General features: G+C 70.4%; 22 protein-coding genes and 1 pseudogene. 8 read left to right on the plus strand and 15 right to left on the minus strand.

Annotated elements, in window-relative coordinates; genetic code table 11:
* Nucleotides 1-38 precede the first annotated feature (38 nt).
* From AAFF41_RS13540 to AAFF41_RS13595, 12 genes are all read right to left on the minus strand, one after another.
* Nucleotides 39-1,373: a pectate lyase family protein gene (locus tag AAFF41_RS13540; protein WP_425526123.1), complete on the minus strand. Its 1,335-nt coding sequence runs from the start codon at nucleotides 1,371-1,373 to the stop codon at nucleotides 39-41.
* Between the two features lie 40 nt (nucleotides 1,374-1,413).
* Nucleotides 1,414-2,208, minus strand: coding sequence for a rhamnogalacturonan acetylesterase (locus tag AAFF41_RS13545; RefSeq protein WP_319748166.1), 795 nt, complete (start codon nucleotides 2,206-2,208; stop codon nucleotides 1,414-1,416).
* Between the two features lie 168 nt (nucleotides 2,209-2,376).
* A complete protein-coding gene (locus tag AAFF41_RS13550; RefSeq protein WP_054232305.1) occupies nucleotides 2,377-3,714 on the minus strand; it encodes an ABC transporter substrate-binding protein in 1,338 nt (445 codons plus the stop codon).
* 45 nt (nucleotides 3,715-3,759) lie between these two features.
* Nucleotides 3,760-5,328: a glycoside hydrolase family 43 protein gene (locus AAFF41_RS13555; RefSeq protein ID WP_343324002.1), complete on the minus strand. Its 1,569-nt coding sequence runs from the start codon at nucleotides 5,326-5,328 to the stop codon at nucleotides 3,760-3,762.
* Nucleotides 5,328-6,182 (minus strand): DUF6807 domain-containing protein, encoded by an 855-nt coding sequence (locus AAFF41_RS13560; RefSeq protein ID WP_343324003.1) that lies wholly within the window; start codon nucleotides 6,180-6,182, stop codon nucleotides 5,328-5,330. The genes AAFF41_RS13555 and AAFF41_RS13560 overlap by 1 nt, the downstream gene beginning before the upstream one ends.
* The gene (locus AAFF41_RS13565) at nucleotides 6,179-7,468 is read right to left on the minus strand and encodes a Gfo/Idh/MocA family protein (protein ID WP_343324004.1); all 1,290 of its coding nucleotides are present in this window, start codon (nucleotides 7,466-7,468) and stop codon (nucleotides 6,179-6,181) included. The genes AAFF41_RS13560 and AAFF41_RS13565 overlap by 4 nt, the downstream gene beginning before the upstream one ends.
* The gene (locus AAFF41_RS13570; protein WP_425526246.1) at nucleotides 7,465-8,346 is read right to left on the minus strand and encodes a carbohydrate ABC transporter permease; all 882 of its coding nucleotides are present in this window, start codon (nucleotides 8,344-8,346) and stop codon (nucleotides 7,465-7,467) included. The genes AAFF41_RS13565 and AAFF41_RS13570 overlap by 4 nt, the downstream gene beginning before the upstream one ends.
* A 17-nt stretch (nucleotides 8,347-8,363) precedes the next feature.
* Nucleotides 8,364-9,299: a carbohydrate ABC transporter permease gene (locus AAFF41_RS13575; RefSeq protein ID WP_054232309.1), complete on the minus strand. Its 936-nt coding sequence runs from the start codon at nucleotides 9,297-9,299 to the stop codon at nucleotides 8,364-8,366.
* Nucleotides 9,300-9,461: 162 nt separating this feature from the next.
* Nucleotides 9,462-11,204, minus strand: a complete 1,743-nt coding sequence (araD, locus tag AAFF41_RS13580) for an L-arabinonate dehydratase (protein ID WP_319748172.1) — start codon at nucleotides 11,202-11,204, stop codon at nucleotides 9,462-9,464.
* Nucleotides 11,201-12,109: a dihydrodipicolinate synthase family protein gene (locus AAFF41_RS13585; RefSeq protein WP_060899646.1), complete on the minus strand. Its 909-nt coding sequence runs from the start codon at nucleotides 12,107-12,109 to the stop codon at nucleotides 11,201-11,203. Before AAFF41_RS13585 ends, araD begins: the two co-directional genes overlap by 4 nt.
* The gene (locus AAFF41_RS13590; protein WP_319748173.1) at nucleotides 12,106-12,762 is read right to left on the minus strand and encodes a GntR family transcriptional regulator; all 657 of its coding nucleotides are present in this window, start codon (nucleotides 12,760-12,762) and stop codon (nucleotides 12,106-12,108) included. The genes AAFF41_RS13585 and AAFF41_RS13590 overlap by 4 nt, the downstream gene beginning before the upstream one ends.
* Before the next feature lie 413 nt (nucleotides 12,763-13,175).
* Nucleotides 13,176-13,775 (minus strand): TIGR03086 family metal-binding protein, encoded by a 600-nt coding sequence (locus AAFF41_RS13595; protein WP_319748174.1) that lies wholly within the window; start codon nucleotides 13,773-13,775, stop codon nucleotides 13,176-13,178.
* Nucleotides 13,776-13,947: 172 nt separating this feature from the next.
* Between AAFF41_RS13595 and AAFF41_RS13600 the strand changes: the two are divergent.
* A pseudogene (locus tag AAFF41_RS13600) lies at nucleotides 13,948-15,222 on the plus strand (MFS transporter).
* Here AAFF41_RS13600 and AAFF41_RS13605 read toward each other — a convergent pair.
* A complete protein-coding gene (locus AAFF41_RS13605; protein WP_343324006.1) occupies nucleotides 15,156-16,328 on the minus strand; it encodes a hypothetical protein in 1,173 nt (390 codons plus the stop codon). The pseudogene AAFF41_RS13600 and the gene AAFF41_RS13605 overlap by 67 nt on opposite strands.
* Nucleotides 16,325-17,344 (minus strand): 5-dehydro-4-deoxyglucarate dehydratase, encoded by a 1,020-nt coding sequence (locus tag AAFF41_RS13610; protein WP_343324007.1) that lies wholly within the window; start codon nucleotides 17,342-17,344, stop codon nucleotides 16,325-16,327. The genes AAFF41_RS13605 and AAFF41_RS13610 overlap by 4 nt, the downstream gene beginning before the upstream one ends.
* Nucleotides 17,345-17,598: 254 nt before the next feature.
* On the opposite strand from AAFF41_RS13610, the gene AAFF41_RS13615 reads away from it, so the two are divergent.
* The 7 genes from AAFF41_RS13615 to AAFF41_RS13645 all read left to right on the plus strand — a co-directional run bounded on the left by AAFF41_RS13615 (nucleotide 17,599) and on the right by AAFF41_RS13645 (nucleotide 25,054).
* Nucleotides 17,599-18,423, plus strand: a complete 825-nt coding sequence (locus AAFF41_RS13615) for an NAD-dependent epimerase/dehydratase family protein (RefSeq protein ID WP_343324008.1) — start codon at nucleotides 17,599-17,601, stop codon at nucleotides 18,421-18,423.
* 342 nt (nucleotides 18,424-18,765) lie between these two features.
* On the plus strand, nucleotides 18,766-19,527 hold the full coding sequence (locus tag AAFF41_RS13620; protein ID WP_319748178.1) for a DeoR/GlpR family DNA-binding transcription regulator: 762 nt from the start codon (nucleotides 18,766-18,768) through the stop codon (nucleotides 19,525-19,527).
* A gap of 78 nt (nucleotides 19,528-19,605) precedes the next feature.
* Nucleotides 19,606-20,973, plus strand: a complete 1,368-nt coding sequence (locus AAFF41_RS13625) for an ABC transporter substrate-binding protein (protein ID WP_319748179.1) — start codon at nucleotides 19,606-19,608, stop codon at nucleotides 20,971-20,973.
* Nucleotides 20,970-21,908, plus strand: a complete 939-nt coding sequence (locus AAFF41_RS13630) for a carbohydrate ABC transporter permease (protein ID WP_319748180.1) — start codon at nucleotides 20,970-20,972, stop codon at nucleotides 21,906-21,908. The genes AAFF41_RS13625 and AAFF41_RS13630 overlap by 4 nt, the downstream gene beginning before the upstream one ends.
* Entirely contained in the window at nucleotides 21,905-22,756 is an 852-nt protein-coding gene (locus AAFF41_RS13635; RefSeq protein ID WP_067364318.1) for a carbohydrate ABC transporter permease, read from the plus strand. The genes AAFF41_RS13630 and AAFF41_RS13635 overlap by 4 nt, the downstream gene beginning before the upstream one ends.
* Nucleotides 22,753-23,742 (plus strand): zinc-dependent alcohol dehydrogenase family protein, encoded by a 990-nt coding sequence (locus tag AAFF41_RS13640; protein ID WP_319748182.1) that lies wholly within the window; start codon nucleotides 22,753-22,755, stop codon nucleotides 23,740-23,742. Before AAFF41_RS13635 ends, AAFF41_RS13640 begins: the two co-directional genes overlap by 4 nt.
* A gap of 103 nt (nucleotides 23,743-23,845) precedes the next feature.
* The gene (locus AAFF41_RS13645; protein WP_319748368.1) at nucleotides 23,846-25,054 is read left to right on the plus strand and encodes a TerD family protein; all 1,209 of its coding nucleotides are present in this window, start codon (nucleotides 23,846-23,848) and stop codon (nucleotides 25,052-25,054) included.
* Nucleotides 25,055-25,251: 197 nt separating this feature from the next.
* Here the strand turns inward: AAFF41_RS13645 and AAFF41_RS13650 are convergent, their stop codons facing one another.
* Nucleotides 25,252-25,818: a TetR/AcrR family transcriptional regulator gene (locus AAFF41_RS13650; RefSeq protein ID WP_054232323.1), complete on the minus strand. Its 567-nt coding sequence runs from the start codon at nucleotides 25,816-25,818 to the stop codon at nucleotides 25,252-25,254.
* Nucleotides 25,819-25,937: the final 119 nt, after the last annotated feature.

Consider the following 25,937-nt stretch of genomic DNA (forward strand, 5'->3'; position numbering starts at 1 on the left):
CCGGTCGACCGAGTCAGCTGATCGACCGGATCAGCCGGTCAGCAGATCTTTCCGGCGCCCGCCCCGTGGTCCACGATCCGCGGCACCGCCCTGGGCGAGTCGACCTTCGTGCGCAGGGTCGGCGTCCATCCGGCCCCGGACTGCAGCGTCTCGGCCGGGATCTCCGCGTTGTGCACGGCGATCAGGTCGGTGGCCGCCCCGTTGACGTAGTTGTCCGCGGCGGTGAGCGGCGCCTCCTTCCACTTCTTCAGGACGGTCGCCGCGCTGACCCCGGCGGGGAGCGTGAACGCGTTGTGCTCGGCGACGAGTTGGGACTCCATGCCGATGCCGTAGCTGTAGGAGTAGCCGTCGCCCGCGACGAAGTGGTTGTTGTACGAGTCGACCCGGCCGAAGCGGACACGCGGCGCGCGCTCGACGAGGTTCGAGAACAGGTTGTGGTGGAAGGTGACCTTGAGGTGGCCCCGGTCGACCACCGCGGTGGACGCGCTGTCGCTGTTGCCGATGAGGATCGTCTTGTCGTGGTCGGCGAAGACGTTCCAGGAAGCGGTCACGTAGTCCGCGCCCTTGACGATGTCCAGCTCGCCGTCGTGCTGCTCGAAGATCCGGCCGAAGTACGTGGGCAGCGTGCTGTCGGGGTGGTCCCCGTCGGTGAAGGTGTTGTGGTCCAGCCAGACGTGCGTGGAGCCGTACACCACCGCGCTGTCGTACTCGGAGTTCCAGTTGCCGACGGAGGTGTCGGTCGGATCCCACTGCGGGAAGCAGTCGAGCGGGCTCTCGAAGGTGAGGTTGCGGACGATGACGTTGTCCACGGCCTTGATCTGGAGGCTGGCGCCCTTGAACCCCGCGCCCCTGCCGAGGCCGACGAGGGTGGTGTTGGCGGGGATCTCCGCTTTGATGGCGGTGTCCTGGTTGGCGGCGGAGGCGCGACGCAGGCCTTCGGGGCTGTCGTCCGGCTCGGCGTCCAGGTTCGTGCCGTATCCCCAGTTCTCTGGCGAGTACTTCTGCAGATAGGCGTCGAAGTCGTAGCCCGGCGCGGCGAAGGAGTCGCAGCCCTCGGCGTTGGCGTCGATCGTGCCCTTCACCTGGATGATCTTCGGGGCTGTGCCGCCGTTCTTCAGCGCGGCCTTGAACTCGGCCCAGGTGGTGACGGTGTACACGTGCGCGGCGTCGGCCGCCGCGCCACCGGAGGTCCCCGTGCCGTAGGAGCCCCAGCCGTCACCGGCTGCGAGGGTCCCTCGGCCGAGGTCGCCCGACCGGGCCTGGGCCTGGGCGGTGGTGCCGGTGACGGCGAGGGCCAGGGCGGTGCAACCGACCAGCAGGGCCGTCGTCGCCTGCCGTGTCATGACATGTGCATGCCATCTCTGTGTCTTCACTGTGCGGCTCTCCTTCTGGCGGAGGTTCTGTGGAAGGGGGTTACGCGGCCGCGTCCGGCCAGGTGATCCAGGACTCGGGGACTTCCTCGTCCAGCCGGCGCACGTCCCGGTGTGCCAGCACCCGGCGGTGCAGCAGTTCGGCCGTGACGAGACGGGCCACGGCGATCGCACCCGGCGGGTTGAAGTGGGTGTTGTCCTGCTCGGTCGCGGTCCAGTTGAAGTACTTCTTGGTCTCCTCGACGCCGAGCCGCTGCCACAGGGCGATCGACAGGGCCTGGACGTCGAGCAGCGCCACGCGCTCCTCCTCGGCGAGGGCACGCATCGCCGCCGGGTAGTCGCCGTGGGTCGGCACGGCGTTGCCGTCCGCGTCGAACTTTCTGCGCTCCACGGAGGTGGCGAGCACCGGCCGCGCGCCACGGGCCCGCGCCCCGTCGACGTACTGCCGCAGGTAGTCCTGGTACGTCGTCCAGGGCTCGGTGTAGCGGGTCGGGTCGGCGCTCTTCTCGTCGTTGTGCCCGAACTGGATGAGCAGGAAGTCGCCGGGCCGGATCGCCTCGAAAATGACCTCGAGGCGCCCCTCGTCGACGAAACTCTTCGAACTCCGCCCGTTCACGGCGTGGTTGGCGACTTCCAGGTGCTCCCGCAGGAAGAACGCAAGCGCCATGCCCCAGCCGGTCTCCGGCGCGGCGTCGGCATACTTCTGGGCAGCGGTGGAGTCACCCGCGATGTAGAGGGTGCGGCGACGCTGGGCGGCTTGTGCGGTGCCGGTTGCCCCAAGGGCGACCGGAACGGCGGCAAGGGCCGCCGAGGTGACCTGTCTGCGGGTGAGGGACACAGGGGTGTGCCTTTCAAGCAGAGGGTGGGCCCGCGACCCGTCTTCAGGGGCGCGGGGCTGTATCCATGTGCGGCTCCGCCGCGTGGGCGCGACCAGCCACGCCCGGCCCGCGGTCGCCACACAACCTGAAAGACCACGAACCGACCGCACCCGGCCCAACCAGCGGAGCTAGTGGTTCGCCTTCCAGTCCGCCTGCGCCTTGTTCAACTGGTCGGCCAGCGTGTCCAGGAACTGCTTCGCGCTCATCTTCCCGAGCAGCAGCTTCTGGAAGTTCGGCTCGTTGTCGGACTTGGAGATCGTGTTCCAGTCCGGCAGGTAGTACGGCAGCTGCACGATCTTGGTGCCGGCCCCGTTCAGCGCCTCCGCGGCCAGCTTGGTGGGCTCGGCCTTCTGGATCCACGCGTCCTTCGCGGCGTCGGTGTTCGCCGGGACCTGTCCCGCCGACTCGTTGAACTTGGAGTTCTCCGCCGCCGAGAGGGCGAACTCGATGAACTTCCAGCCGGCCGCCTTGTTCTTGCTGGACTTGAACAGGCTCATCCCGTCGACCGGGTTGGACACCTGCACCCGTGTACCGTCGTCCTGGGTCGGGTTCGGGATGCCGCGGAACTTCTCCGCGCCCAGCGCCTTCACGTGGTCCTGGTAGGAGCCGAGGTTGTGGCTGAGCATGCCGATGGTGCCGCTGTCCCACTGGGCGACCATCTTGGTGAAGTCGTTGTTGACGTCGGCGGACGGGGTGTCCTTCTTGTACAGGGCGATGTACTTCTCGAGGGCGGCGACGTTCTTCGGGTCGTTGACGGTGGTCTTGTCGCCGTTCCAGAACGAGGTGATGCCGGTCTGGCCGTACACCGCGTCGAGAGCCGGCGCGATGGCGCCCTCGCCGCCCCGGATGGTGAAGCCGAACTTGTTCTTGCCCTTGTCGGTGAGCTTGTCGGCGGCGTCGTAGAACTTCGACCAGGTGGTCGGGGCGTCCACTCCCGCCGCCTTGAACAGGTCCGTCCGGTACCACAGCGTGCCGTTGTTGGCGGAGGTCGGCACCTGGTACAGGGCGTCACCGCCGCCCGCGGACCGGCTGACGTCGAGCAGGTTCTGGCTCAGCTTGCCGTTCAGCGAGCTCCCCTTGAGCCGGCTGTCCAGCGGCTCCAGCGCTCCCTGGACGGCGACCTCGGCGAGCATCGCGGTGCCCACGCCGCCGACATCGGGCAGGCCGCCGCCCTGGATGGCGGTGTCGTACTTCGACTGGGCGCTCGCCGCCGGGATGCCGACGTACTTGACCTTGATGTCCGGGTACTTCTTCTCGAAGTCCGCGATGATCTGCTTCCAGATGTCGGTGCGGACACCGCCGTTGTTGTCCCAGAAGGTGATCTCGCCCTTGCCGGAGCCCTCGGTGCCCTTGTCGCCCGCCGCTCCGCTGCCGTTGTCGCCGCAGGCGGTGGCGGTGAGCGCGAGCACGGAGCCCAGGGCGACGACCGTCGCGGCACGCCCGGTTCTGTGGATGTTGATCTTCATTGATCGGCTCTCTTCTTCTGGATCCAACAGGGTTGTGGGGTCTTGTCAGCGGAAGGAACTGGTGATGCGGAAGCGCGTGAACAAGGCCGCGCCGGCGTGTCCCCCGCCGACGGGCGCGAGTGCGAAAAGTCCGAGCAGGGCGCCGACCCAGCGCCAGGGGGTGGCGGCGAAGACCTGGCCGGAGGGCTGTCGGCCGCCCCCGACGTCGTACGAGAACCGGCAGCGCGCCCCCGCTCCGCTCTCGATCCACAGCCGGGCCCGCCCCTCGGGCGCCTCTCGCGGATGCGCGGCGTCGCGCTCCCTCCCCCACTGCCCTAAAGGCGTGAGAGGTGCCCCCATGGCACCCGACTCGGCGAACCGGTGCACAAGCCGCACCGACCCGTCCGCCTCCCGCTGGAGCCCCATCCAGCTGAAGGCGTCCCCGAGCACCGCGAGTCCCGCCCGTGCCCCCGGCTCCTCGCTGTCGAGGCGCAGCTCCACCTCGACGGTGGCGGGGGTCCCCGGCAACCGCTGGGTGAGGACGTTCGGCAGTCTGCGCAGGTCGTGCGCGTCCACCGTCCGTACGCAGCTCAGCCGCAGTCCGTCCCCCGAGTGCTGGGTGGCCCAGCCGTCCTGCCGGTTCGCGGTCCACTGCCACTGCCGTCCGAACCGGCCGCCGGGGAAGTCGTCGTCGGTGGCGGGCGCGGAGGGCGGCTGCGGCGGCAGTCGCGGCTTGCGCTGTACGGCGACGGGGACGCCCTTGTCACCGAGCACCGGCCAGCTGTCGTCGCCCCAGCGCATCGGCTGGAGGTGGACGACCCGCCCGTAGGACCCGCGCTGCTGGAAGTGCGCGAACCAGTCCTCGCCGGCCTTCGTGCGCACCCAGCCGCCCTGGTGAGGGCCGTTGACCTCGGTGTCCCCCTGCTCCAGCACCACCCGCTCCTCGTACGGGCCGAAGAAGCCGCGCGAGCGGAAGGCGCCCTGCCAGCCGGTCTCCACTCCCCCGGCGGGTGCGAAGATCCAGAACCAGCCGTCGTGCCGGTAGGCCTTGGGCCCTTCGAGGGTGAACCAGCCCGGGATCCGGTCCGCGTCGATGATCACCTCGCCCTCGTCGAGCAGTCCGGTGCCGTCAGGGCGCATACGGTGGCCGGTGAGCCGGTTCTTCACACCCGAGCGGGACTTGGCCCAGGCGTGCACGAGATACGCCTCGCCGGTCTCCTCGTCCCACAGCGGGCAGGCGTCGATGAGTCCCTTGCCCTCCTTGACGAGGTGCGGCCGGGTCCAGGGACCGCGGATCTCCGGGGCGTTGACCTGGAAGATGCCGTGGTCGGGGTCGCCCCAGAAGATCCAGAAGCGGTCCTCGTGGTACCGCAGGGACGGCGCCCACACCCCGCAGTCGTGCCTGGGCTCCCTGAAGTCCCCTGCGGGCTCGAGGAGTTGGAGGGCGTGTCCGACGAGCGTCCAGTTGACCAGGTCGCGGGAGTGCAGGAGCGGCAGGCCGGGCACGCGACCGAAGCTGGAGGCGGTGAGGTAGAAGTCGTCACCCACACACAGCAGGTCGGGGTCGGACCAGTCGGCGTCGAGGACGGGGTTGCGGTACGTGCCGTCGCCGAGGTCGGCTGAGGGCAGCGCCATCAGGGGCTCACCGCCTTCCGAACCAGCGCCGCGGCGTCGCTTCTGCCGAGGGCGCCGTCCGCGACGACGGTGACGACCCGGCGTACGACCGTCTCCCCGGGCGGGATCGGCAGCCGTTCGGTGTGCGCGAGGGAGGAGCCGACGCCCGGGTACTCGGTGGTGCGCACGAACCACGGGTCGCGGCGGGTCGCGGCGGTGGCCCCGGCGAAGACGAGGGTCCAGCCCGCGCCCACGAGGGCGAGCCAGTCGGCGGGGGCCCCGTGGACCGCCTCCTCGCCCTCGGTGTCGGCGGTGAAGACGCGCGGTGCCTGTGCTTCCTTGCGGGCCCGCCAGAAGAAGCCGCCGTAGGCCGCTCCGGGCCGCCCGTTGGTGGCCGGGCTGCCGATCGACAGGGGGAGCCTGGTCGTGTTGGTGAGGGAGAAGGTGAAGTCCAACGCCCAGGCGGAATCGGTGAGTTCGGTGACGGCGACCGTGCGGCGCTCACGCAGCAGCTCGCCGCCCGCAGCCACCCAGCGCAGCTCCTCCACGAAGCCGTCGGGGTCGCGCAGCTGGAAACCGGCGTGCCGCTGGGCGCCGTGGTCGGCCAGCTCGGTGGGTCCCTGGTCGCGGACGTAGGTGCGGCCGCCCCAGAAGTTGTGCCCCTCGACGTCGGGAACGGCGACACCGACGCCGAGGTGGTGGGTGTGGTCGGCGGGGCTGAGTTCGGTGACAGCCGTGCCGGCCAGGGTGGTGACCGGGTGGAGATAGGGGCGCGGCGAGAACCGGGGCGCGAGTTCGGGGCGGGTGACGTACCGGCCGACCGGGCGGCCCGCGACTCGCAGGACGAGCGAGTCGGTGCTCTGCGCGTGGTTCATGGGGTGCTCACCTCGCTTCCCGCCTTGTTCGCGGTCTTGTTCGCGGTCTTGTTCGTGATCTTGTCCGCGGTCATGTCCGCGGTCATGTCCGGGACGTCGCTTCGAACGCCGTTCGGGGTCTGGTGCGGCCGGGCCCAGGAGGCGCCGAGTTCGGAGTAGAGGCCGAGGGTGTCGGCGGCTGCCGCGACGAGTCCGTCGATGCCGGGCACGACCCGGCGGCTTTCCTCGGGGAGCGGCGCCCAGGCGTCGGCGGGCAGCGCGAGCGGGTCCGGCGCCTGCCGGATCGCCTCCACCACCTTCATGAAGGCCCCCGTCGCCTCCGGCGCGACCAGCAGTTCGGCGCCCTCCGTCAGATGCGCGACCAGGTTCTCCAGCAGGTCCGTACGGCCGTACTCGATCTCCTCCGGGCCGTGCCCCGACCGCTGCACCAGGACGCGGTCCTGCTTGTACCAGAAGGTGATCCGGCCGCTGCTGCCGTGCACCAGGACGTACGGTTCGCCGGGCCGCTCGGCACAGAGCGTGGCGGCGACGGTGACCCGGCCCCGCGGGGTGGTGATCCGTACGCACGACGTGTCGTCGGACTCGATGTCGTTGGCGCGCAGCAGCTCGGTCTCGATCGCGGTGACGTCCTCGGCGCGGGTGGACCCGTTGAGCGCGAGGGCGGTGGCGACGGCGTGCGCGAGGGGGTTGGTGAGCGCCCCGTCGATCACGTCCACGCCGTTCAGACGGCGCTTGCCCGCCCACGGGGCCCGCCGGTAGTACGCCTCGTCGCGTGCCCAGGCGCCCGCCCCGCCGATCCCGGCCACCTGTCCGATCGCACCCTGCGCGATCAGCTTCCGGATCGCGGGCACGGCGTGCGAGCCGAGCGACTGGAAGCCGATCTGGCAGACGACCCCGGCCGCGGTGACCCCGTCGGCCATCCGGCGGAACTCCGCGTACGACGGCGCGGGCGGCTTCTCCAGGAGCAGGTGTACGCCTTTGCCCGCGGCGATCAGCGCCAGGTCGGTGTGGGTGGGGATGGGCGTGCAGATCACGGCGATCGCGGCGCCGGTGGAGTCGAGGAGGGCGCCGAAGTCGGCCGACTGCTCGACGGTGTGCCCGTTCAGTTCCTCCGCGTCGAGCGGGGTCAGCTCGCAGATGCCCGCCAGCCGTACGAGCCCCTCGTCCTGGAGCCGGCGGATGTTCTCCAGGTGCCAACGGCCGTGGCCGCGCGCACCCGCGAGAACGACGGGCAGCGGCAGTTTTCCGGTGGGCGTGCTCGACGGGAATTCCTCGGCGGGCCTCATCCCTTCACCGCCCCCGCGCTGAAGCCGGTGATCAGCCACTTCTGGATGAAGGCGAAGACGATGACGACGGGGACGGCCGCGATGATGCCGCCCGCGGCGAGCGCGCCCAGGTCGACGCTGTCGGAGCTCATCAGCGTGTTGAGGCCGACGGGGATGGTCTGCTTGCTCTGGTCGCTGAGGAACATCAGGGCGAAAAGGAAGTGGTTCCAGGCGTGCACGAAGGCGAAGGAGCCGACGGCGATCAGCCCGGGCCGCAGCAGGGGCAGGACGACGATCCGGAAGGCGGTGAAGCGGTCGCAGCCGTCGACCCAGGCGGCCTCTTCGAGCGAGTAGGGGACGTTCCTGATGAACCCGCTGATGAGGATCATCGACAGCGGCAGCTGGAAGACCGTCTCGGCGATGATGACGCTGCCCAGCGAGTTGATCATCTGGAGCTTGGCGAAGATCTGGAAGAGCGGGACCAGGAGCAGCGCGCCCGGCACGAACTGGGAGCAGAGCAGCGCCAGCATGAAGCCGCGCTTGATCCTGAAGTCGAAGCGGGCCAGGGCGTAGCCGCCGGCGAGGGCGACGAGGGTCGTCATCACCAGCGTGGCGACGGCGATGAGCACGCTGTTCTGGAAGTAGGTCCCGAAGCTGCGGTCGTTCCACACCTTGTCGAAGTGGTCGAAGGTCATGGGCCACGGCACGAGCGAGGTCGAGCCGGCCGGGCGCAGCGCGAAGAGCAGGATCCAGTAGAAGGGGATCAGGGTGAAGAGGAGGTAGATGGAGAGTGGGAGGTAGATGTGCCGGCGCGGGACCTCGTCCCACGCGCGACGTTTTCCGCCCGGGCGCTGTCGGCGCTCCTCGGCGGGTGGGGCGGGCGCCGCGGGGGCGCTGATCGTGGCGTCCTCGGTGATCACTTGTCCCCGCCTCCGAACTTGCTCAGTCGCAGATAGACGACCGAACAGAACAGCAGAATCACGAACGCGACCGTGGTGAGGGCGGACGCGTAGCCGAAGTTGTGGGCGTCGACACTGGTGTTGGCGATGTAGAGCGGGAGGGTCGTCGTCTCGCCCGCGGGACCACCGCCCGTCAGCGTGTAGAGCAGGTCGACGTTGTTGAACTCCCACACCGCGCGCAGCAGCGTGGACAGGATGATGGCGTCCTTCAGGTGCGGCAGCGTGATGTGCAGGAACTGTTTGAAGCGGCTGGCGCCGTCGACCTCGGCGGCCTCGTACAGGTCCTTGGAGACGGACTGGAGGTCGGCGAGGATCAGGATCGCGAAGAAGGGGACACCGCGCCACAGGTCGGCGACCACGGCCGCCGGGAAGACGGTGGAGGTGTCCGACAGCCAGCTGGTGCCGTACTGGCCGATGCCCGCGTCGGCCAGGTAACGGGTGATGCCGGTCTGGGAGTTGTAGAGCAGCACCCAGATCGCGGAGGTCAGCACACCGGAGACGGCCCAGGGCGAGAAGACCAGCGCGCGGCCGACGGCCCGTCCCACGAAGGTCTGGTTGACGATCAGCGCGAGCGCGAGCCCGAAGAGCAGTTGCAGGCCGACCTCGACGAAGACCCACTTGGCGCTGAAGGTCAGCGTGCCCCAGAACTGGGGGTCGCTGGTGAAGGCGTGGGTGAAGTTGTCGAAGCCCGCGAAGCCGTTGCGCCACGGTTTGGTGGGGTTGTAGTTCTGCAGGCTGTAGTAGAAGACGCTGATGACCGGGTAGGCGATGAAGCCCAGCATCAGCAGGCCCGCCGGGGCGATCAGCAGATAGGGGAGCTTGCGGGGCGTCGCCGAGCCACGGCGCCGCCGGGGTGGCGCGGGCTGTTTCGCCACGACTGCGGCTTGGGCCATGACTGTTCTCCGTTCTGGCGGGTGCCGTGGAACGCTTGCTGTACGACAGGAAGCGCTTGCTACGTACACATGGGTGAAGCGCTTGCTGTTTGGTGATCGCTGCTTGCTGCTCAAGATGTCGATCAGGTGAGACTCACAGAGGGGCGGCCCTCGCGGGCGCGCTCAGCCCGCGTACGGGTCCGGCACCTTCCCCGGCCGGGCCAGGAAGGCGAAGTCGCAGCCGGTGTCCGCCTGGGTGATCTGCTCGTTGTAGAGCGCCCCGTACCCGCGCTCGTACCGTTCGGGCGGCGCCGTCCACTCCGCCCTGCGCCGCTCCAACTCCGCGTCGTCCACGTTGAGCTGGAGCGACCGTGCCTCGACGTCGAGGGTGATCGTGTCCCCGGTGCGGACCAGGGCGAGGGGTCCGCCGATGTGCGACTCGGGCGCCACGTGCAGCACACAGGCGCCGTAACTCGTGCCGCTCATCCGGGCGTCGGAGATTCGCACCATGTCCCGTACCCCCTGCTTCAGCAGATGGTCGGGGAGGGGCAGCATCCCGTACTCCGGCATGCCGGGACCGCCCTTGGGCCCGGAGCCCCGCAGCACCAGCACGCTGTCCGCCGTGATGCCGAGCGAGGGGTCGTTGATGGTCCGCTGCATGGTCTTGTAGTCGTCGAAGACGACCGCGGGACCGGTGTGCTTGAGCAGCTGCGGCTCGGCGGCGATGTGCTTGATGACGGCGCCGTCGGGGCAGAGGTTGCCGCGCAGTACGGCGACTCCGCCCTCGGCCGCGACCGGGTTGCGCCGGGTGCGGATGACGTCGTCGTCGTGCACCTGGGCGCCGGCCAGTTGCTCGCGCATGCTGTCGTACGACACCGTCGGCCGGTCCAGGTGCAGCAGATCGGTGATCCGCGACAGGAACCCGGGCAGACCGCCGGCGAAGTGGAAGTCCTCCATGAGGTACTTCTGGCCGCCGGGCCGGACGTTCGCGAGCACCGGCACGGTCCGCGCGACCCGGTCGAAGTCGTCGAGCGTGAGGGTGACGCCCGCCCGGCCCGCCATGGCGATCAGATGGATCACGGCGTTGGTGGAGCCGCCGAGCCCGAGGACGGTCGTCACCGCGTCCTCGAACGCGTCCGCGGTGAGGATGTCGGACAGCTTGCGGTCCTGGCGGACGAGTTCGACGATCCTGAGGCCCGCCGCGGCCGCCATCCGGTCGTGACCGGAGTCGACGGCGGGGATGCTGGACGCGCCGGGCACGGTGACCCCGAGCGCCTCGGCGGCGGCCGTCAGCGTGGACGCCGTACCCATGGTCATGCAGTGCCCCGGGGACCGCGCGAGCCCGCTCTCCAGCTCGGTCATCTCGCAGTCGCCGATGAGTCCGGCGCGCTTGTCGTCCCAGTACTTCCACATGTCGGTGCCGGAGCCGAGGACCTGGCCTCGCCAGTGACCGGGCAGCATGGGCCCGGCGGGCACGAAGACGGCCGGCAGGTCGACGGACGCCGCGCCCATGAGCAGGGCGGGGGTGGACTTGTCGCAGCCGCCCATCAGTACCGCGCCGTCGACGGGATACGAGCGCAGCAGTTCCTCGGTCTCCATCGCCAGCAGGTTGCGGTAGAGCATCGGGGTCGGCTTCTGGAAGGTCTCGCTGAGGGTGGAGACCGGGAACTCGAGCGGGAAGCCCCCGGCCTGCCACACCCCCCGCTTCACGGCCTGCGCACGGTCGCGCAGATGGACGTGACAGGGGTTGATGTCGGACCAGGTGTTCAGGATCGCGATGACCGGCTTGCCGAGGTGCTCCTCGGGAAGGTAGCCGAGCTGGCGGGTGCGGGCCCGGTGGCTGAAGGAACGCAGCCCGTCGGTGCCGTACCACTGATGGCTCCGGAGCTCCTCGGGGCGCTTCGGCTCCCTTCTTCCCCGGCTCATATGGACCACCCCGCGGCGATGGCGGCGACTTCCGCCCGCTCGGACTCGGGCAGTTCCCTGCTGGGCGGGCGCACCTCGCGGCGGCACAGGCCGAGCGAGGCGAGGGCCTCCTTGACGACGGTGACGTTGTTGGCGGAGGTGTTCGCCGCGCGCAGCTCCTCGAAGCGGCGGATCTGCTCCCAGACCTTCATGGCGGCCGGGTAGTCGCCGGCTCGGAGGGCTTCGATCATGTTCAGGGAGACGGCCGGGGCGACGTTCACGAGGCCCGAGGTGAAGCCCGTGGCACCGGCCGAGAAGTAGGACGGGGCGTACGGTTCGGCGAGGCCCGCGACCCACACGAACCGGTCGAGCCCCGCGTCCCGGGCGAAGGCGGCGAAGCGGGCCGCGTCCGGGACGGCGTACTTCACGCCGATCACGTTCGGGCAGACGTCGGCGAGGTCGGCGAGCCGGGCGCCGGGCAGCACCGGGTTGCGGATGTAGGGCACGACGCCCAGCTCCGGCACGGCCTCGGCGATGGCCCGGTGGTAGTCGACCCAGCCGCCCTCCGAGACATAGGGGTGTACGGGCTGATGGACCATCACCATCTGCGCCCCGAGCTCCCGGGCGTGCCGGGCGGAGGCGACGGCGGTCGGCACGTCGTGTCCGACGCCGACCAGGACGGCGGCGCGGTCGCCGGCCTCGTCGATCGTCAACTCGGTGACGAGGTTCCGCTCTTCGGGGGTCAGGGCGTAGAACTCACCTGTGTTGCCGTTCGGCGTGAGGGTGCGGATGCCGCCGTCGAGCAGCCGACGCAGCAGGGCCCGGTGGGTGTCGCCGTCGATCGTCCCGTCCTCCGTGAAGGGGGTCACGGGGATCGCCACGACCTCGGCGAGCGCCGCCCGCTGGGTCTCGTACGTCGCTGTCATTCCTGTCCAACCTCTTCCTGGGTCGCGGGGAAGGCCCGTCGCACGAACGACTCGATGTGGGCGTGCAGCGCGCGGGCCGCGCCGTCGGCGTCACCGTCCAGGGCGAGGCGCAGGATCTCCCGGTGCTCGCTGGCCTCGCGCTCCCAGGACGGGTCGGCGGCCCAGGCCACCGCCGACACCAGAGCGGCCTGGTCACGCACTTCGTCGAGCATCCGGCCGAGCAGCGGGTTGCCGCAGGAGACGTACAGGGCGCGGTGGAACTCCCGGTTGGAGAGCGAGCGTTCGGCGGTGTCGGAGGCGTCGTCGGCGCGGGTCAGCGCGTCGCGTGCGACGTCGAGCGACGCCTGGCGCCGTACGGTCCGCCGCAGCGCCTCCGGCTCCAGCAGCAGCCGCACGTCGTACACCTCGCGCGCCATGTCCGCGTCCACCATGCGCACCGTGACGCCCTTGTACTGGTTCATCACGACGAGTCCGGTACCGGCCAGGGTCTTGAGCGCCTCGCGCACGGGCGTCTTCGACACCCCGAACTGCGCGGCGAGCTCGGTCTCGACCAGGGCCTGCCCCGGGGTCAACTGCCCGGTGAGGATGCGGTGTTTGATCCCCTCCAGCACGAATTGCGTGCGGGACGGGATCGGAATGGGCACAGAGGTCATGCGCGCCTCTCGGATCTGTATCTGATCTCGTGTATCGCGTCTCATATATGACGTACGAAGTACGACGCGTTGAAGGTAGGAGCGCAGCCGTGTTTCGTCAACGCTTCGAACAAAAGAAGTTGGAGTGACCAAGGGGGTCCGGGCCGCCGGACGGTCTGCGCGCGGCGTTCGCTTTCGCGATGCCGACCGGTGTCCGTCTCGCAGAAAAAGGCGCGAACCCTCCCCTCACACTCGGCCCTTGGTCCCTGTATGGCGTCCCGTTGTATCGCGTCCCGTTCGCCACCATGTCGTGCGCGATCCGATCGCGCACAGCCCTTCCGGAATCCGTATGCCTCTGCAACTCGGCGAGGGTGCCGGGCATCCCCGTCCGGCACCCCGCTTCAGCGGTACCCGTGGTCTCCGGCGAGGCCGGGCTACGGCTTCCAGCCGGGGTCGCGGCCGCTCAGGCCGATCACGCGGTCGAGGAGGGGCGCATCGTCGGGCACCGGCACCACGGGGCCGAACACGCCCTGGCCCGGACCGGAGTTCTCGGCCGCGGCGGCGAGGAAGCCGTACGCCGCCCGCAGCGCGACCTCGTCGGGCTCGTACTCCCGGCCGGTGGCCCGGGCCAGGTCCCAGCCGTGCACCACCAGTTCGTCGGCGGCCACGGCCCCGGCGACCGCGCCCGGCAACGTCACCCCGCCCGCTCGGGTCTCCCCGGTCCAGGCGGCCGGGTCGCGCCAGGCCTCGGCGAGTTCGTCGAGCGCCTTCGGCAGGGTCTCCCGCCAGTCGGGCCCGATGTCCGGCACCACGGAACCGGGGTTGGTGTCGGTCGTGACGCCCAGGTCCTTGCGCCCGGCGTCGCGGAAGGCGACGGCCAGTCCGCCCAGATGTCCGAGCATGTGGTGCACCGCGAGCCCGGGACAGGGAGTGTCGCGGTCGAGCTGCTCCTGCGTCGTCTCCGCCGCGAGGCGCGCCACGATCAGGGCCTGCGGCCCGAGGTCGAAGGTGTCGAAAGTCCGGTCGTCCGTCATCCAGTGCTCCCCAGCTCTTCAGCCCTTGAGCCCTTCGGCTCATACGGGCTCGTCTGTGACTTCGCTCCTTACGTGGACCGGACCCGAGCCCGGAACTCATCGCTCCCCGGCCGAGGAGATAGGTCGGATGCCCGATCCTCGACCCCCCTCCTCAGCACCACGATCACCTGCCATGACATGGACGGTGACGCGTGTGCTGGGCGACCGCGACGCGGGGTTGTACCTGACCGCAGCGGTGGTCTCGGGCTTCGGCTCGTCGGCGATGTGGCTGGTGTCGGGGATCTGGGTCAAGGACCTGACGGGCTCGAACGGTCTGGCGGCCCTGTGCGTGTTCGCCCTCTGGGCCCCCACGCTCGTCGGCCCCGTCCTCGGCGTGCTCGCGGACCGCACCCGCCGTCGGCCGCTCCTGATCGCCGTGAACCTGGCCCTGGCCGCGCTCCTGCCGACGCTGTTCGCCGTGACCACCCGGGACCGCCTGTGGATCCTCTTCACGGTGCTTTTGATCTACGGGGCGGCGGGCGTCGTCCATGACGCGGCGGAGTCGGCGCTCGTGGCCACGGCCGTCGAAAGACACCTCCTCGGCGACTTCAACGGCCTGCGCATGACGGCGGGCGAGGGCATGAAGCTCCTGGCCCCACTGACCGGGGCAGGCCTGTACGCGGCGTACGGCGGTACGAGGGTGGCCGTCCTGGACGCCGTGACCTTCGCCCTCGCGGCCGGGCTGTACGCGCTGCTGCGGGTCCGCGAGGCCCCGCCCGTCCCGGACCCCTCGGCCTGGCGAGCCCGGACCGCCGCGGGCATCCACCACATCCGGCATCATCCGCAACTTCGGCCACTGGTCCTGGCCGCGGCCACGACCATGCTCTTCGCGGGCCTCAACGGCGCCACGGTCTACGCGGTCGCCGAGGGGCTTGGCCACTCCCCCGCGTACGTCGGCCTCCTCTACGTCGCCCAGGGCGTCGGCTCGGTGCTGATCGGCCTGGTCTCGGGTCCCCTGCTGCGCCGACTGGGCGAGCGCCGCTTCGCCGCGTACGGCATCGTCCTCACGGCGGTCGCGGTCGCGCTCCGCGCGGTCCCGTCCGACGCGCTGGCCCTGGTCTGCGGCGCGGCGATCGGCTTCGGCCTTCCCTGCGTCCTGATCGCCGCGTACACCGCCGTCCAGCGCGAGACTCCGGCCCGCTCCTCGGCCGCACCTCCGCCACCGCGAACACCCTGATCTACACCCCGAACGCGCTCGGGCTGGCCCTCGGCGCGGGCCTGGTCGAACTGGTCGACTACCGGCCCCTGCTCCTCACCCTCGGGCTGACCCGGCTCCTGACCCTGCCCCCCCTCCTCCGACGCCGGAGGCCCCGTGCCTCATAGGGCCCCCGGGGTCTGGACTCAGACCGACCCCGTCAACACCGCCCGCACGGCTTCCAGATCCCCGTCCGAAGCCAACCCCGCGTGATACAGCCGCAGTTCGGTCGCGCCCGCCTCAGCCGCCCGGGCCGCGTCGTCCGACAAGGTGCCCGGACTGCCTCCCATCCCCGACACGACCGTGACGTTGGCGGCCAGTACGGCCGCGTCCCGCCCCTGTTCCGCGAACGGCGTCAGCGGGCCCACCCCACCCGTGCACGGCACCACCACCCCGTCCGCCACGGACAGGATGTGCCCGGGATCGACCCCGGCGTTCGCCCCGCAGTGGTACGACACGGGATCGGCGTGCAGCACCACCTGGAAGCCGGCCGGCGCGGCCGCCCGCACCGCGGCGACCACCGTCTCCTGGAGCGAACGGGCCACGCCCTCACGCCACGCGCGCGTGGCGGCCGCCGTCTCACCCCCGAGCAGCTTCTCGACCACCGGCCAGCCGCCCTCCGACGGCACCGCCCCCCGCCACACCGGCTCCAGCGCCTCCCGGACGGCCGACGCCAGGTCATCCGCGTCGAGCCCGCATCCCCCGTACCCCGCCCGGCACGCCGCGCAGAAGCAGAGCGACATCAGGTACTGGCCGGCGTCCCCGAGTCCCACCCCGCCGATCTTGTCGTGCGCGTGCAGATGCGCGAGGCCGTACCAGCCGAGCGACTCCAGCTCCGTACCCAGCGCCCCGGGCCGCACCGCCGCCTCCACCGCGAGGTCGACGAGGTACGCCCGTGTGTCGGCCTGCGCGATGCACGGCGCCCACGCGTAGCGGTCCCCGTAGGCGTTGACGACGGAGGTGGACGGATGCTCGGCACCCATCCGGGAGTTGTGCGCGAGGACCACCCAGGTGTGGACGTCCAGCCCGGCCTCCGCGAGCGCGTCGGCCGCCTCCCCGTACGCGTCCCCGGGCGCCCACTCCCCAGCGGCGTACGGCCGCAGCGCGCGCCCCTCCCACCGTGCGTCGTCGACGGGGTACAGGACGGCGGCGTGCGCGGCCGTCACGATCCGATGCCGGGGATGGCGGGGGGTCAGCGCGCGCGTGGAGTGGTACGCGGAGGCGAGCGTCGCCTGCCGCACCCCGAGCCCGGCGATCCGCTCGGCCGCCCCCGGATCCCCGACGACGTCCCACGGATAGACGAAAGCGGACGCCTTCACTGGCCCTCCCCCATCCGTCCTTCTCCGCCAGGTCCCTCAAGCGCTCCGTCAGGCCCCTCAAGCGCTCCCCCAGGCCCCTCGAGCGGTTCCAGCAGCGCGTACCCCCGCTCGATCAGCTGCGCGAGCTGCTTCACATGGTCCTCGGTCGGCTCGTGCAGCGGCGGCCGTACCTCACCCACGTCCAGCCCCCGCAGCCGCACCCCCGCCTTGACCAGGGAGACCGCGTATCCGCGACCCTGGGCCCGCAGGTCGACGAAGGGGCGGTAGAAGCCGTCCAGCAGCCGGTTCGCCGTCTCGTCGTCGCCCGCGTTGAGTGCCGCGTGGAACGCCAGGGCGATCTCGGGTGCGAAGCAGAAGACCGCCGACGAGTACAGCGTGATGCCGATGCCCCGGTACGCGAGCCCCGTCAGCTCGGCGGTCGGCAGCCCGTTGAAGTACAGGAAGTCGCCGGGGATCTCGCTGCGCACGGCGCTCACGATCCGCTGCATCAGGTCGAGGTCTCCCACCCCGTCCTTGAAGCCGATGATCCCTTCGGTGCGGGCGAGTTCGACCACGGTCTCGGGCGTGAACACGGCGTTGTCGCGCTGGTAGACCACGATGTCCAGCGAGGTCGCGGCGGCGAGTTCCCGGTAGTGCCGCAGGAGCCCCTCCTGGCCCGCCACCACCAGATACGGCGGCATCGCGAGCAGCCCGTCGGCCCCCGCCTCCTCGGCGAGGCGTGCGAACCGTACGGCGAGCGCGGTCCCGTACCCGGCGCCGGCGACGACCGGAACCCGCCCGGCCGTCTCCTCCACCGCCGCCCGCACGCAGTCCTGGAACTCCTCGGGCGTGAGCGCGTGGAACTCCCCGGTGCCGCAGCAGGCGAAGACGGCGGCGGCACCCGCCTCGACGCCGCGCCGCACGTGCGCGCGGTAGGTGTCGAGATCGAGGGCACCGTCGGGGCCGTACGCCGTGACGGGGAAGAACAGCGGCCCGCTGGGGACGCTGAGCCGAGCGGCAAGGGGGGCTGACGTCACGGACTCTCCCTGGGGCAGGTGCTCACGCACACAACAGCGAGTGCATGTTTCTGATCCATGTCCATATTTCTGAACGCCACCACGCTAAAGCGCGACCTTGGGGCCGGTCAAGCGCGCAAACCCGCGACACAGCAGCGGATTCGCCACCTCCGCGGGACACTTGACGCAGCAGGTCGGGGCTCCTTAGCGTGTCCATGGATGTGAATGCCGTACACGAATACGGCCACTCACTGTGGCCGTGAGGAGAAGCCCGCATGCCCGCTCCCCGCACCGTTCTGCTCACCGGCGCCGCCGGCGGACTCGGCACCCTGATGCGGGGGCTGCTGCCGGACTACGGCTACGAGCTGCGCCTCCTCGACCTGAGGCCCGTCGAGGGCGAGCCGGACGCGCTCACCGCGGACCTCGCGGACAAGGCCGCCCTGCGCGAGGCCGTGCGGGGCGTCGACGCGATCATCCACCTCGCGGGCATCTCCCTGGAAGCCTCCTTCGACAAGATCCTCAAGGCGAACATCGAGGGGACGTACAACCTGTACGAGGCGGCGCGCGAAGAGGGCGTACGACGCATCGTCTTCGCCTCCTCCAACCACGCCGTCGGCTTCACCCCGCGCCCCCGGGGCGAGGCCCCCTTCGACGACAGCGCCCTGATCCCCATCGACACGCCGCACCGCCCGGACACCTTCTACGGGCTCTCCAAGTCCTTCGGCGAGGACCTGGCACAGTTCTACTGGGACAAGCACGGCCTGGAGACGGTCTCGGTCCGCATCGGCTCCTGCTTCGCGGAGCCGACCAGCGTGCGCATGCTCTCCGTCTGGATGAGCCCCGAGGACGGCGCCCGTCTCTTCCACGCGGCGCTGACCGCCGAGGACGTACGGCACACGGTCGTCTACGGCTCCTCCGCCAACACCCGGCTGTGGTGGGACCTCTCGACGGCCCGGGCGCTGGGCTACGAGCCGCGCGACGACTCCGAGCCGTACGCCGAGAAGCTCATCGCCGAACAGGGCGAGCTCGACCCGGCCAACCCGGACCACGCCCACCTGGGCGGCCACTTCACGACGCATCCGCCGATCTGGCCGTACTGACGACCGGACTACCGGACGGCCGTACTGACGACCGGACGGCTGCCGTGGCGACGACGGGCGGCCGGAAGACGACCGTGCGGCGAGGGCGCGAGAGGGCGGGCGGGCACCGAACGGGCCCGCCCGCCGCCCTGTTCGGGCACCAACCCTGCCCGATCCCACCCCGCCCACCGCTGCGCCCCAGGTCCGGCACGGGCACCCGCCCCGCCAAACGGTCACAGCCGGGCACCATCGGTCACGCAACAGACCTGGTCAGTGCCGCGCACCCGCTGTAGAACTTCCCCCAAGGCCCGCACCGGGCCCGAACGGGCAGTACGCACAGGACGCAGGGAGCAGGTGTCGGCCATGACCGCGGAAGAACGTCAGCGGGAGATCGTCAGGGCCGCCCGCCGTACCGGCGCGGTCGACGTCACCGCGCTCGCAGCCGAACTGGGCGTCGCCAAGGAGACCGTACGACGCGACCTGCGCGCCCTGGAGGACCACGGCCTGGTCCGCCGCACCCACGGCGGCGCCTACCCCGTGGAGAGCGCCGGGTTCGAGACGACGCTCGCCTTCCGCGCCACCAGCCATGTGCCCGAGAAGCGCCGGATCGCGAGCGCCGCGGCCGAGCTGCTCGGGGACGCTGAGACCGTGTTCATCGACGAGGGGTTCACCCCGCAGCTCATCGCCGAGGCACTCCCCAAGGACCGGCCACTGACCGTGGTCACCGCCTCCCTGGCCACGGCGGGCGCGCTCGCCGAGGCCGACCACACCAGCGTCCTGCTGCTCGGCGGCCGGGTCCGCCCCGGCACGCTCGCGACCGTGGACCACTGGACGACGAAGATGCTCGCCGGCTTCGTCATCGACCTCGCGTACATCGGCGCCAACGGCATCTCCCGCGAACACGGCCTCACCACCCCCGACCCGGCGGTCAGCGAGGTCAAGGCCCAGGCGATCAGGGCCTCCCGGCGCACGGTCTTCGCGGGCGTGCACACCAAGTTCGGGGCGGTCAGCTTCTGCCGCTTCGCGGAGATCACCGCCCTGGAAGCGATCGTCACGAGCACGCTGCTTCCGGCGTCGGAGGCACACCGGTACTCCTTGCAAGGCCCCCAGGTCATCCGAGTCTGAAAACCCAACTCACCCACTACAAGGGCACAGCCATACCCAAGAAAGCCCTTTATCTCCCTATACGTCCAGGAGCGATCCATGCGAACCCAGAGCCGACGGAGGCCGCGCGCACTCGCCGCGGTCGCCGCAGGGACGCTGCTCGCCCCGCTGCTCTCCGGCTGTTGGGTCGGAGCGGGCGGGTCGGGGTCGGGCGGCGACTCCATCAACGTCCTGATGGTCAACAACCCGCAGATGGTGGAGCTGCAGAAGCTCACCAAGGCGCACTTCACCAAAGAGACCGGCATCAAGGTGAACTTCACCGTGCTGCCGGAGAACGACGTCCGCGACAAGATCAGCCAGGACTTCGCCAACCAGGCCGGCCAGTACGACGTCGCCACGCTCTCCAACTACGAGATACCGATCTACGCCCGCAACGGCTGGCTGCACGACATGGACTCCTACGTACGCCAGGACAGCGGCTACGACGAGCAGGACATCCTCGCCCCCATGCGGCAGTCCCTGACGGCCGCCGACGGCAAGCTCTACGGGCAGCCGTTCTACGGCGAGTCGTCCTTCCTGATGTACCGCAAGGACGTCTTCGCCCAGAAGGGCCTGACGATGCCCGACCACCCGACCTGGGAGCAGGTGGGACAGCTGGCCGCCGAGGCCGACGGCGCCCAGTCCGGCATGAAGGGCATCTGTCTGCGCGGCCTGCCCGGCTGGGGCGAGCTCATGGCACCCCTCACCACCGTCGTGAACACCTTCGGCGGCACCTGGTTCGACAAGGACTGGAAGGCCCGTCTCGACTCCCCCGAGTTCGAGAAGGCGACGAAGTTCTACGTGGACCTCGTACGGGGGCACGGCGAGTCCGGCGCCGCCCAGTCCGGCTTCGCCGAGTGCCTCAACAACATGACCCAGGGCAAGACCGCCATGTGGTACGACGCCACCTCCGCGGCGGGCTCCCTGGAGGCGTCCGACTCCCCGGTCAAGGGCAAGATCGGCTACGTACCCGCACCCGTCGAGAAGACCAAGTCCTCCGGCTGGCTCTACACCTGGGCCTGGGGCCTGCAGAAGGCCTCCCACAACTCCGACAAGGCCTGGAAGTTCATCTCCTGGGCCTCCAGCAAGCAGTACGAACAGCTGGTCGGGGACACGATCGGCTGGTCCAACGTGCCGGCCGGCAAGCGCGCCTCCACCTACACGAACGCCGCGTACACCAAGGAGGCCGCCGCCTTCCAGGAGATGACCCGCGAGGCCATCGAGGGCGCCCGGCCGCGTGACCCGGGCGTGCAGCCGCGCCCCGCGCCCGGCATCCAGTTCGTCGGCATCCCCGAGTTCACCGACCTCGGCACCAAGGTCTCGCAGGAGATCAGCGCGGCCATCGCCGGACGCCAGTCCGTCGACTCGGCCCTGAAGAAGGCCCAGAAACTCGCCGAGAAGATCTCCAAGGAGTACGAGGGACGATGACCGCCACGACAACGGCCCCCGTGGCCGCCACTCCCGTACACACCCTGGGAAAGCCGTCCAACCGGCTGCGCGCCTGGGCCACCCGCGCCCCGCTGCTCCCCGCCCTGGTCTTCATGGTCGCCGTGACCCAGCTCCCCTTCGTGGCCACGCTGGTGATCTCCTTCTTCGACTGGAACGCGCTCTACCCCAAGGCCCGCCACTTCACCGGCCTCTCCAACTACTCGGACGTCCTGACCGACCCCGACCTGCGCCACTCCGTCTGGACGACGATCCTCCTGACGGCGGCCGTGGTCGTCGCCAGCCTGGTCATCGGCCTGGGTCTGGCCCTGCTCCTGGACCGCAGGTTCCGCGGCCGGGGCATCGTCAGAACGCTCCTCATCGCCCCCTTCCTGGTGGTCCCGGTGGCCGCGGCCCTGCTCTGGAAGCACGTGCTCTACAACCCGGAGTACGGCCTTCTCAACGGACTGCTGCACTACGTCGGCGGCCCCCAGCCGGACTGGATCTCGGGCACCCCGCTGCTGGCCGTCGAGGCCTCGCTGGTCTGGCAGTGGACGCCGTTCATGATGCTGATCCTCCTGGCCGGCCTGCAGAGCCGCGACCACCAGCAGATCGAGGCCGCCCGGGTGGACGGCGCGAGCGACTGGCAGGTCTTCCGCCATCTCACCCTCCCCCACCTGCGCCGCTACCTGGAGCTCGGCGCCCTGCTGGGCTCGATCTACATCGTCCAGAACTTCGACGCGGTCTTCACCCTCACGTCCGGCGGCCTGGGGACGGCGAACCTCCCCTACACCGTCTACCAGAGCTTCTACCAGGCCCACGAGAACGGCCTCGCCTCCGCCGCGGGCGTCCTGGTCGTCATCGGTTCGATCATCATCGCGACCTTCGCCCTGCGCGTGGTCTCGTCCCTGTTCCGCGAGGAGGTGTCCCGCGCATGAGCGCCACCACGATCCGCGTACGACCCCGGCGTGCCCGGGGAACGGGCCTGGGCCTGCTGGCCTGGCTGCTCGGTGTGCTGTTCTTCCTGCCCATCGCGTGGATGGCCCTGACGTCGTTCCACTCGGAGTCGGACGCGGCGACCAACCCGCCGTCCTTCGGCGCCGCCCTCACCCTCGACGGCTACCGCGACTTCTTCGGCACGGGCGGCGGCGCGAGCCCCTGGCCGGCGCTGCTCAACTCGACGGTGGCCTCGGTGGTATCCACCCTCTGTGTCCTCCTGCTGGCCTTCCCGGCGGCGTACGCACTCTCCATCCGCCCGGTGAAGAAATGGACGGACGTCCTGTTCTTCTTCCTGTCGACGAAGATGCTGCCGGTGGTCGCGGGCCTCCTCCCGATCTACCTCTTCGCGAAGAACACCGGAATGCTGGACAACATCTGGCTCCTGGTCATCCTCTACACCTCCATGAACCTGCCGATCGCGGTGTGGATGATGCAGTCGTTCCTCGCCGAGGTACCGGTGGCGGTGATCGAGGCGGCCCAGATCGACGGCGCGAAACTGCCGACGATCCTGGCCCGGGTCGTAGCCCCCATAGCCCTCCCCGGCATCGCGGCCACGGCCCTGATCTGCTTCATCTTCAGCTGGAACGAACTGCTGTTCGCCCGCGTGCTGACCGGTGTGGTCGCCGAGACGGCCCCCGTCTTCCTGACCGGCTTCATCACCAGCCAGGGCCTGTTCCTGGCCAAGGTGTGCGCCGCGTCGCTCGTCATCTCCCTGCCGGTGCTCGCCGCGGGGTTCGCCGCCCAGGACAAACTGGTCCAGGGCCTGTCCTTGGGAGCCGTCAAATGAAGGCCGCCGTCATCGAGTCCGTGGGCCGCGCCGTCGTCACCGAGGTCCCGGACCCGACGCCGGGCCCCCGCGAGGTCGTCGTCGAGGTCGCCGCCTGCGGCCTGTGCGGCACGGACCTGCACATCCTCCAGGGCGAGTTCGCGCCGAAGCTGCCGATCGTGCCCGGGCACGAGTTCGCCGGCGAGGTGGTCGGGGCCGGCGCCCAGGTCACGGAGATCTCGATCGGCGACCGCGTGGCGGTGGACCCCTCCCTCTACTGCTACGAGTGCCGCTACTGCCGTGCGGGCCACAACAACCTCTGCGAACGCTGGGCCGCGATCGGCGTCACCACGGCCGGCGGGGCCGCGCAGTACGCGGTGGCCCCGGTGGCGAACTGTGTGAAGCTGCCCGAGCACGTACGCACCCAGGACGCGGCCTTGGTGGAGCCGCTGTCGTGCGCGGTACGCGGCTACGACGTCCTGCGGTCCCGCCTGGGAGCCCATGTCCTGATCTACGGCTCGGGGACGATGGGCCTGATGATGCTGGAGCTGGCCAAGCGGACCGGCGCGGCGAGCGTGGACGTGGTGGACCTGAACGCGGCCCGACTGGAGACGGCACGCACGCTCGGTGTCTCGGGGTCGGCGGCGAACGCGGACGAGCTGGACCGGCCGCAGGGCTGGGACGTCGTCGTCGACGCGACCGGCAACGCGGCGGCCATCCAGGACGGCCTGGACCGGGTGGCCAAGGCGGGCACGTTCCTCCAGTTCGGGGTCGCCGACTACGCCACCCGCGTGACGATCGACCCGTACCGCATCTACAACCAGGAGATCACCATCACCGGTTCGATGGCGGTGCTGCACAGCTTCGAGCGGGCGGCGGAGCTGTTCGCGAACGGCGTGCTCGACCCGGAGATCTTCATCAGCGACCGGATCGAGCTGGAGCGGTATCCGCAGGCGCTGGAGCAGTTCGCGGCCGGGGTGGGCAGGAAGATCGTGGTGGTTCCGTAGTCCGCGGGAGGGGTTGCGAGCCGGGGATGTCACGGCTGGGCCAATTGGCCGCTTGGTAAGGGAACGGCAAAATGGTCTCGCTCGTTCACGAGGCATGACAGCTATGACCCCCGGCTCGAACATCCCTCTCTCCGCCGCGCGCGTGACGGTGGACGTCGCCGCCCCCGTGCGGCTCGACGTATCGGGCCTGCTGCTCACCGCCGACGGCAAGGTGCGCTCCGACGACGACTTCATCTTCTACAACCAGCCGACGGGACCGGGCGTGACGTACCGCTCCGGCGGCGGTGCGGCCCCCGACGCGATCACCGTCGACACCGGCGCCGTCCCGCCGGGCATCGAGAAGATCGTGGTCACCGCGAGCCCGGACGCCGCGGGCCAGACCTTCCAGGGCATCGAACCGACGGCCACGATCCGCAACGCGGACGACAACAGCGTCCTGGGCTCGTTCACGCCCCCGCAGCTCGGCACCGAGACGGCACTGGTGGTCGTGGAGATCTATCTCCGCAACGGCGCCTGGAAGGCCCGCGCGGTCGGCCAGGGATACGCGAACGGCCTCGCGGGCATCGCCACGGACTTCGGCGTCTCGGTGGAGGAACCGGCCCCGGCGCCGGTGGCCCCGCCGGTGCAGGCGACGGCCCCCGTCACCCCGCCCGCCCCGGCGATGCAGGCCCCGGTGGCACCCCCGGCACCCGCCGCGCCCCCGGCCCCGCCCGCCGCACCGCCGATCGGCGCCGGAAAGATCAACCTCGACAAGGGCCGCGTCAGCCTCCAGAAGAACCAGACGGTCTCCCTGGTCAAGGGCGGCCGCCCGTTCCTCTCCCAGGTCAAGATGGGCCTCGGCTGGGAGCCCGCGTTCCGCGGCAAGGACATCGACCTGGACGCCTCGGTCATCGCCTACGGCCCGCAGCGCAATCACATCGACAGCTGCTACTTCGGCAAGCTGTCCATCCTGAACGGCGCGATCAAGCACTCCGGCGACAACCTCACGGGCGAGGGCGGCGGTGACGACGAGGTGATCGTGGTCGACCTCGGCCGCCTCCCCCAGGAGGCGACCGGCCTCGTCTTCACGGTCAACTCCTTCTCCGGCCAGAAGTTCACCGAGGTCGCCAAGGCCTACTGCCGTCTCCTGGACGCCGCCACCGGCGAGGAACTGGTCCGCTTCGACCTCACCGGCGCCGAGCCACAGACGGGCGTGATGATGGCGAAATTGATCAAGCAGTTCTCCGGCGAGTGGGAGATGACGGCGATGGGCGACTTCGTGAAGTCGCGTACGGTCCGCGGCATGGTGAAGCCCGCGGCCCAGTCCCTCTGACCTGCAGCCGCCCACCCTCCGAAGGGGCCGTGGCGGTACGTCGCAAGCCCGTCGCTACGTTCGGATCGAGCAGCGGCTCCCTTGCCCGGCCCACGTCTGATCCAGCGGCGACGGGCTCGACGTACCGGCACGGCCCCGACCCACCACAGCAGGACGGCGCACCACCGGACAACACCCCGCCGGACAGCACCCCGCCGCTACGGCCGCAGCCCCTCCGTCAGCAGGGACAGATACCGGCGGATCTGCTTGCCCTGACCGTTCGCCAACTCCGAGGCCGTGGCAACCCCGTGGGCCAGCCGCAGCACCTCGATCGGCTCGATGTCCTGACGGAGGGTCCCCTCCCGCTGCGCCGCCTCGACCAGCCGCTGCGCCGCCCCCTTCATGGAAGTGCCGCAGGCCGTGAGCGCGGCCCTGCTGCCGTCCGTGACGGCCGAGCCCAGCAAGGCCTTCATTCCGCGTACCTGGATCGTGCCGACGCACAGCTCGTAGAGCCACTCCGCCAGCGCCTCGCCCGGGGGCAGCTCCTTCGCGATCTCGTCGGCCCGCGCCCCGAGCGCCTCGATCCGGTCGACGTACGCCGCCTCCAGCAACGCCTGCCGCGTCGGGAAGTGCCGGTACAGCGTGCCGGACCCGACGCCCGCCCGCTTGGCGATGTCGTCGAGCGACGCGCCTTCCCCGTGCTCGGCGAACGCCTCGGCCGCCACCTTCAGCAACCGCTCGTAGTTGCGCCGAGCGTCCGCGCGCATGGGCTTGACCTGCGTCATTCAGATACTCCTTGCGAACCGGGGACCCCCTCCGTATCTTAGCGAGGGTTAAACGGAGACAGTCCCCGCTTATCTCGCGGGCAGTCCGTGCTGCCCGTGTGCACCTTCGTCCGGGGACG

The organism is Streptomyces mirabilis (genome assembly GCF_039503195.1).
Taxonomy (GTDB): Bacteria; Actinomycetota; Actinomycetes; order Streptomycetales; family Streptomycetaceae; genus Streptomyces; species Streptomyces mirabilis_D.

Bases quoted from the DNA above. Each gene is read 5' to 3' on its own strand.
- AAFF41_RS13575 (WP_054232309.1), bottom strand. From the start codon at position 9,299: ATGGCCCAAGCCGCAGTCGTGGCGAAACAGCCCGCGCCACCCCGGCGG.
- AAFF41_RS13550 (WP_054232305.1), bottom strand. From the start codon at position 3,714: ATGAAGATCAACATCCACAGAACCGGGCGTGCCGCGACGGTCGTCGCC.
- AAFF41_RS13640 (WP_319748182.1), top strand. From the start codon at position 22,753: ATGAAGGCCGCCGTCATCGAGTCCGTGGGCCGCGCCGTCGTCACCGAG.
- AAFF41_RS13590 (WP_319748173.1), bottom strand. From the start codon at position 12,762: ATGACCTCTGTGCCCATTCCGATCCCGTCCCGCACGCAATTCGTGCTG.
- AAFF41_RS13615 (WP_343324008.1), top strand. From the start codon at position 17,599: ATGCCCGCTCCCCGCACCGTTCTGCTCACCGGCGCCGCCGGCGGACTC.
- AAFF41_RS13585 (WP_060899646.1), bottom strand. From the start codon at position 12,109: ATGACAGCGACGTACGAGACCCAGCGGGCGGCGCTCGCCGAGGTCGTG.
- AAFF41_RS13565 (WP_343324004.1), bottom strand. From the start codon at position 7,468: ATGAGGCCCGCCGAGGAATTCCCGTCGAGCACGCCCACCGGAAAACTG.
- AAFF41_RS13620 (WP_319748178.1), top strand. From the start codon at position 18,766: ATGACCGCGGAAGAACGTCAGCGGGAGATCGTCAGGGCCGCCCGCCGT.
- AAFF41_RS13630 (WP_319748180.1), top strand. From the start codon at position 20,970: ATGACCGCCACGACAACGGCCCCCGTGGCCGCCACTCCCGTACACACC.
- AAFF41_RS13645 (WP_319748368.1), top strand. From the start codon at position 23,846: ATGACCCCCGGCTCGAACATCCCTCTCTCCGCCGCGCGCGTGACGGTG.
- AAFF41_RS13555 (WP_343324002.1), bottom strand. From the start codon at position 5,328: ATGGCGCTGCCCTCAGCCGACCTCGGCGACGGCACGTACCGCAACCCC.
- AAFF41_RS13560 (WP_343324003.1), bottom strand. From the start codon at position 6,182: ATGAACCACGCGCAGAGCACCGACTCGCTCGTCCTGCGAGTCGCGGGC.
- AAFF41_RS13595 (WP_319748174.1), bottom strand. From the start codon at position 13,775: ATGACGGACGACCGGACTTTCGACACCTTCGACCTCGGGCCGCAGGCC.
- AAFF41_RS13635 (WP_067364318.1), top strand. From the start codon at position 21,905: ATGAGCGCCACCACGATCCGCGTACGACCCCGGCGTGCCCGGGGAACG.
- AAFF41_RS13625 (WP_319748179.1), top strand. From the start codon at position 19,606: ATGCGAACCCAGAGCCGACGGAGGCCGCGCGCACTCGCCGCGGTCGCC.
- AAFF41_RS13650 (WP_054232323.1), bottom strand. From the start codon at position 25,818: ATGACGCAGGTCAAGCCCATGCGCGCGGACGCTCGGCGCAACTACGAG.
- araD (WP_319748172.1), bottom strand. From the start codon at position 11,204: ATGAGCCGGGGAAGAAGGGAGCCGAAGCGCCCCGAGGAGCTCCGGAGC.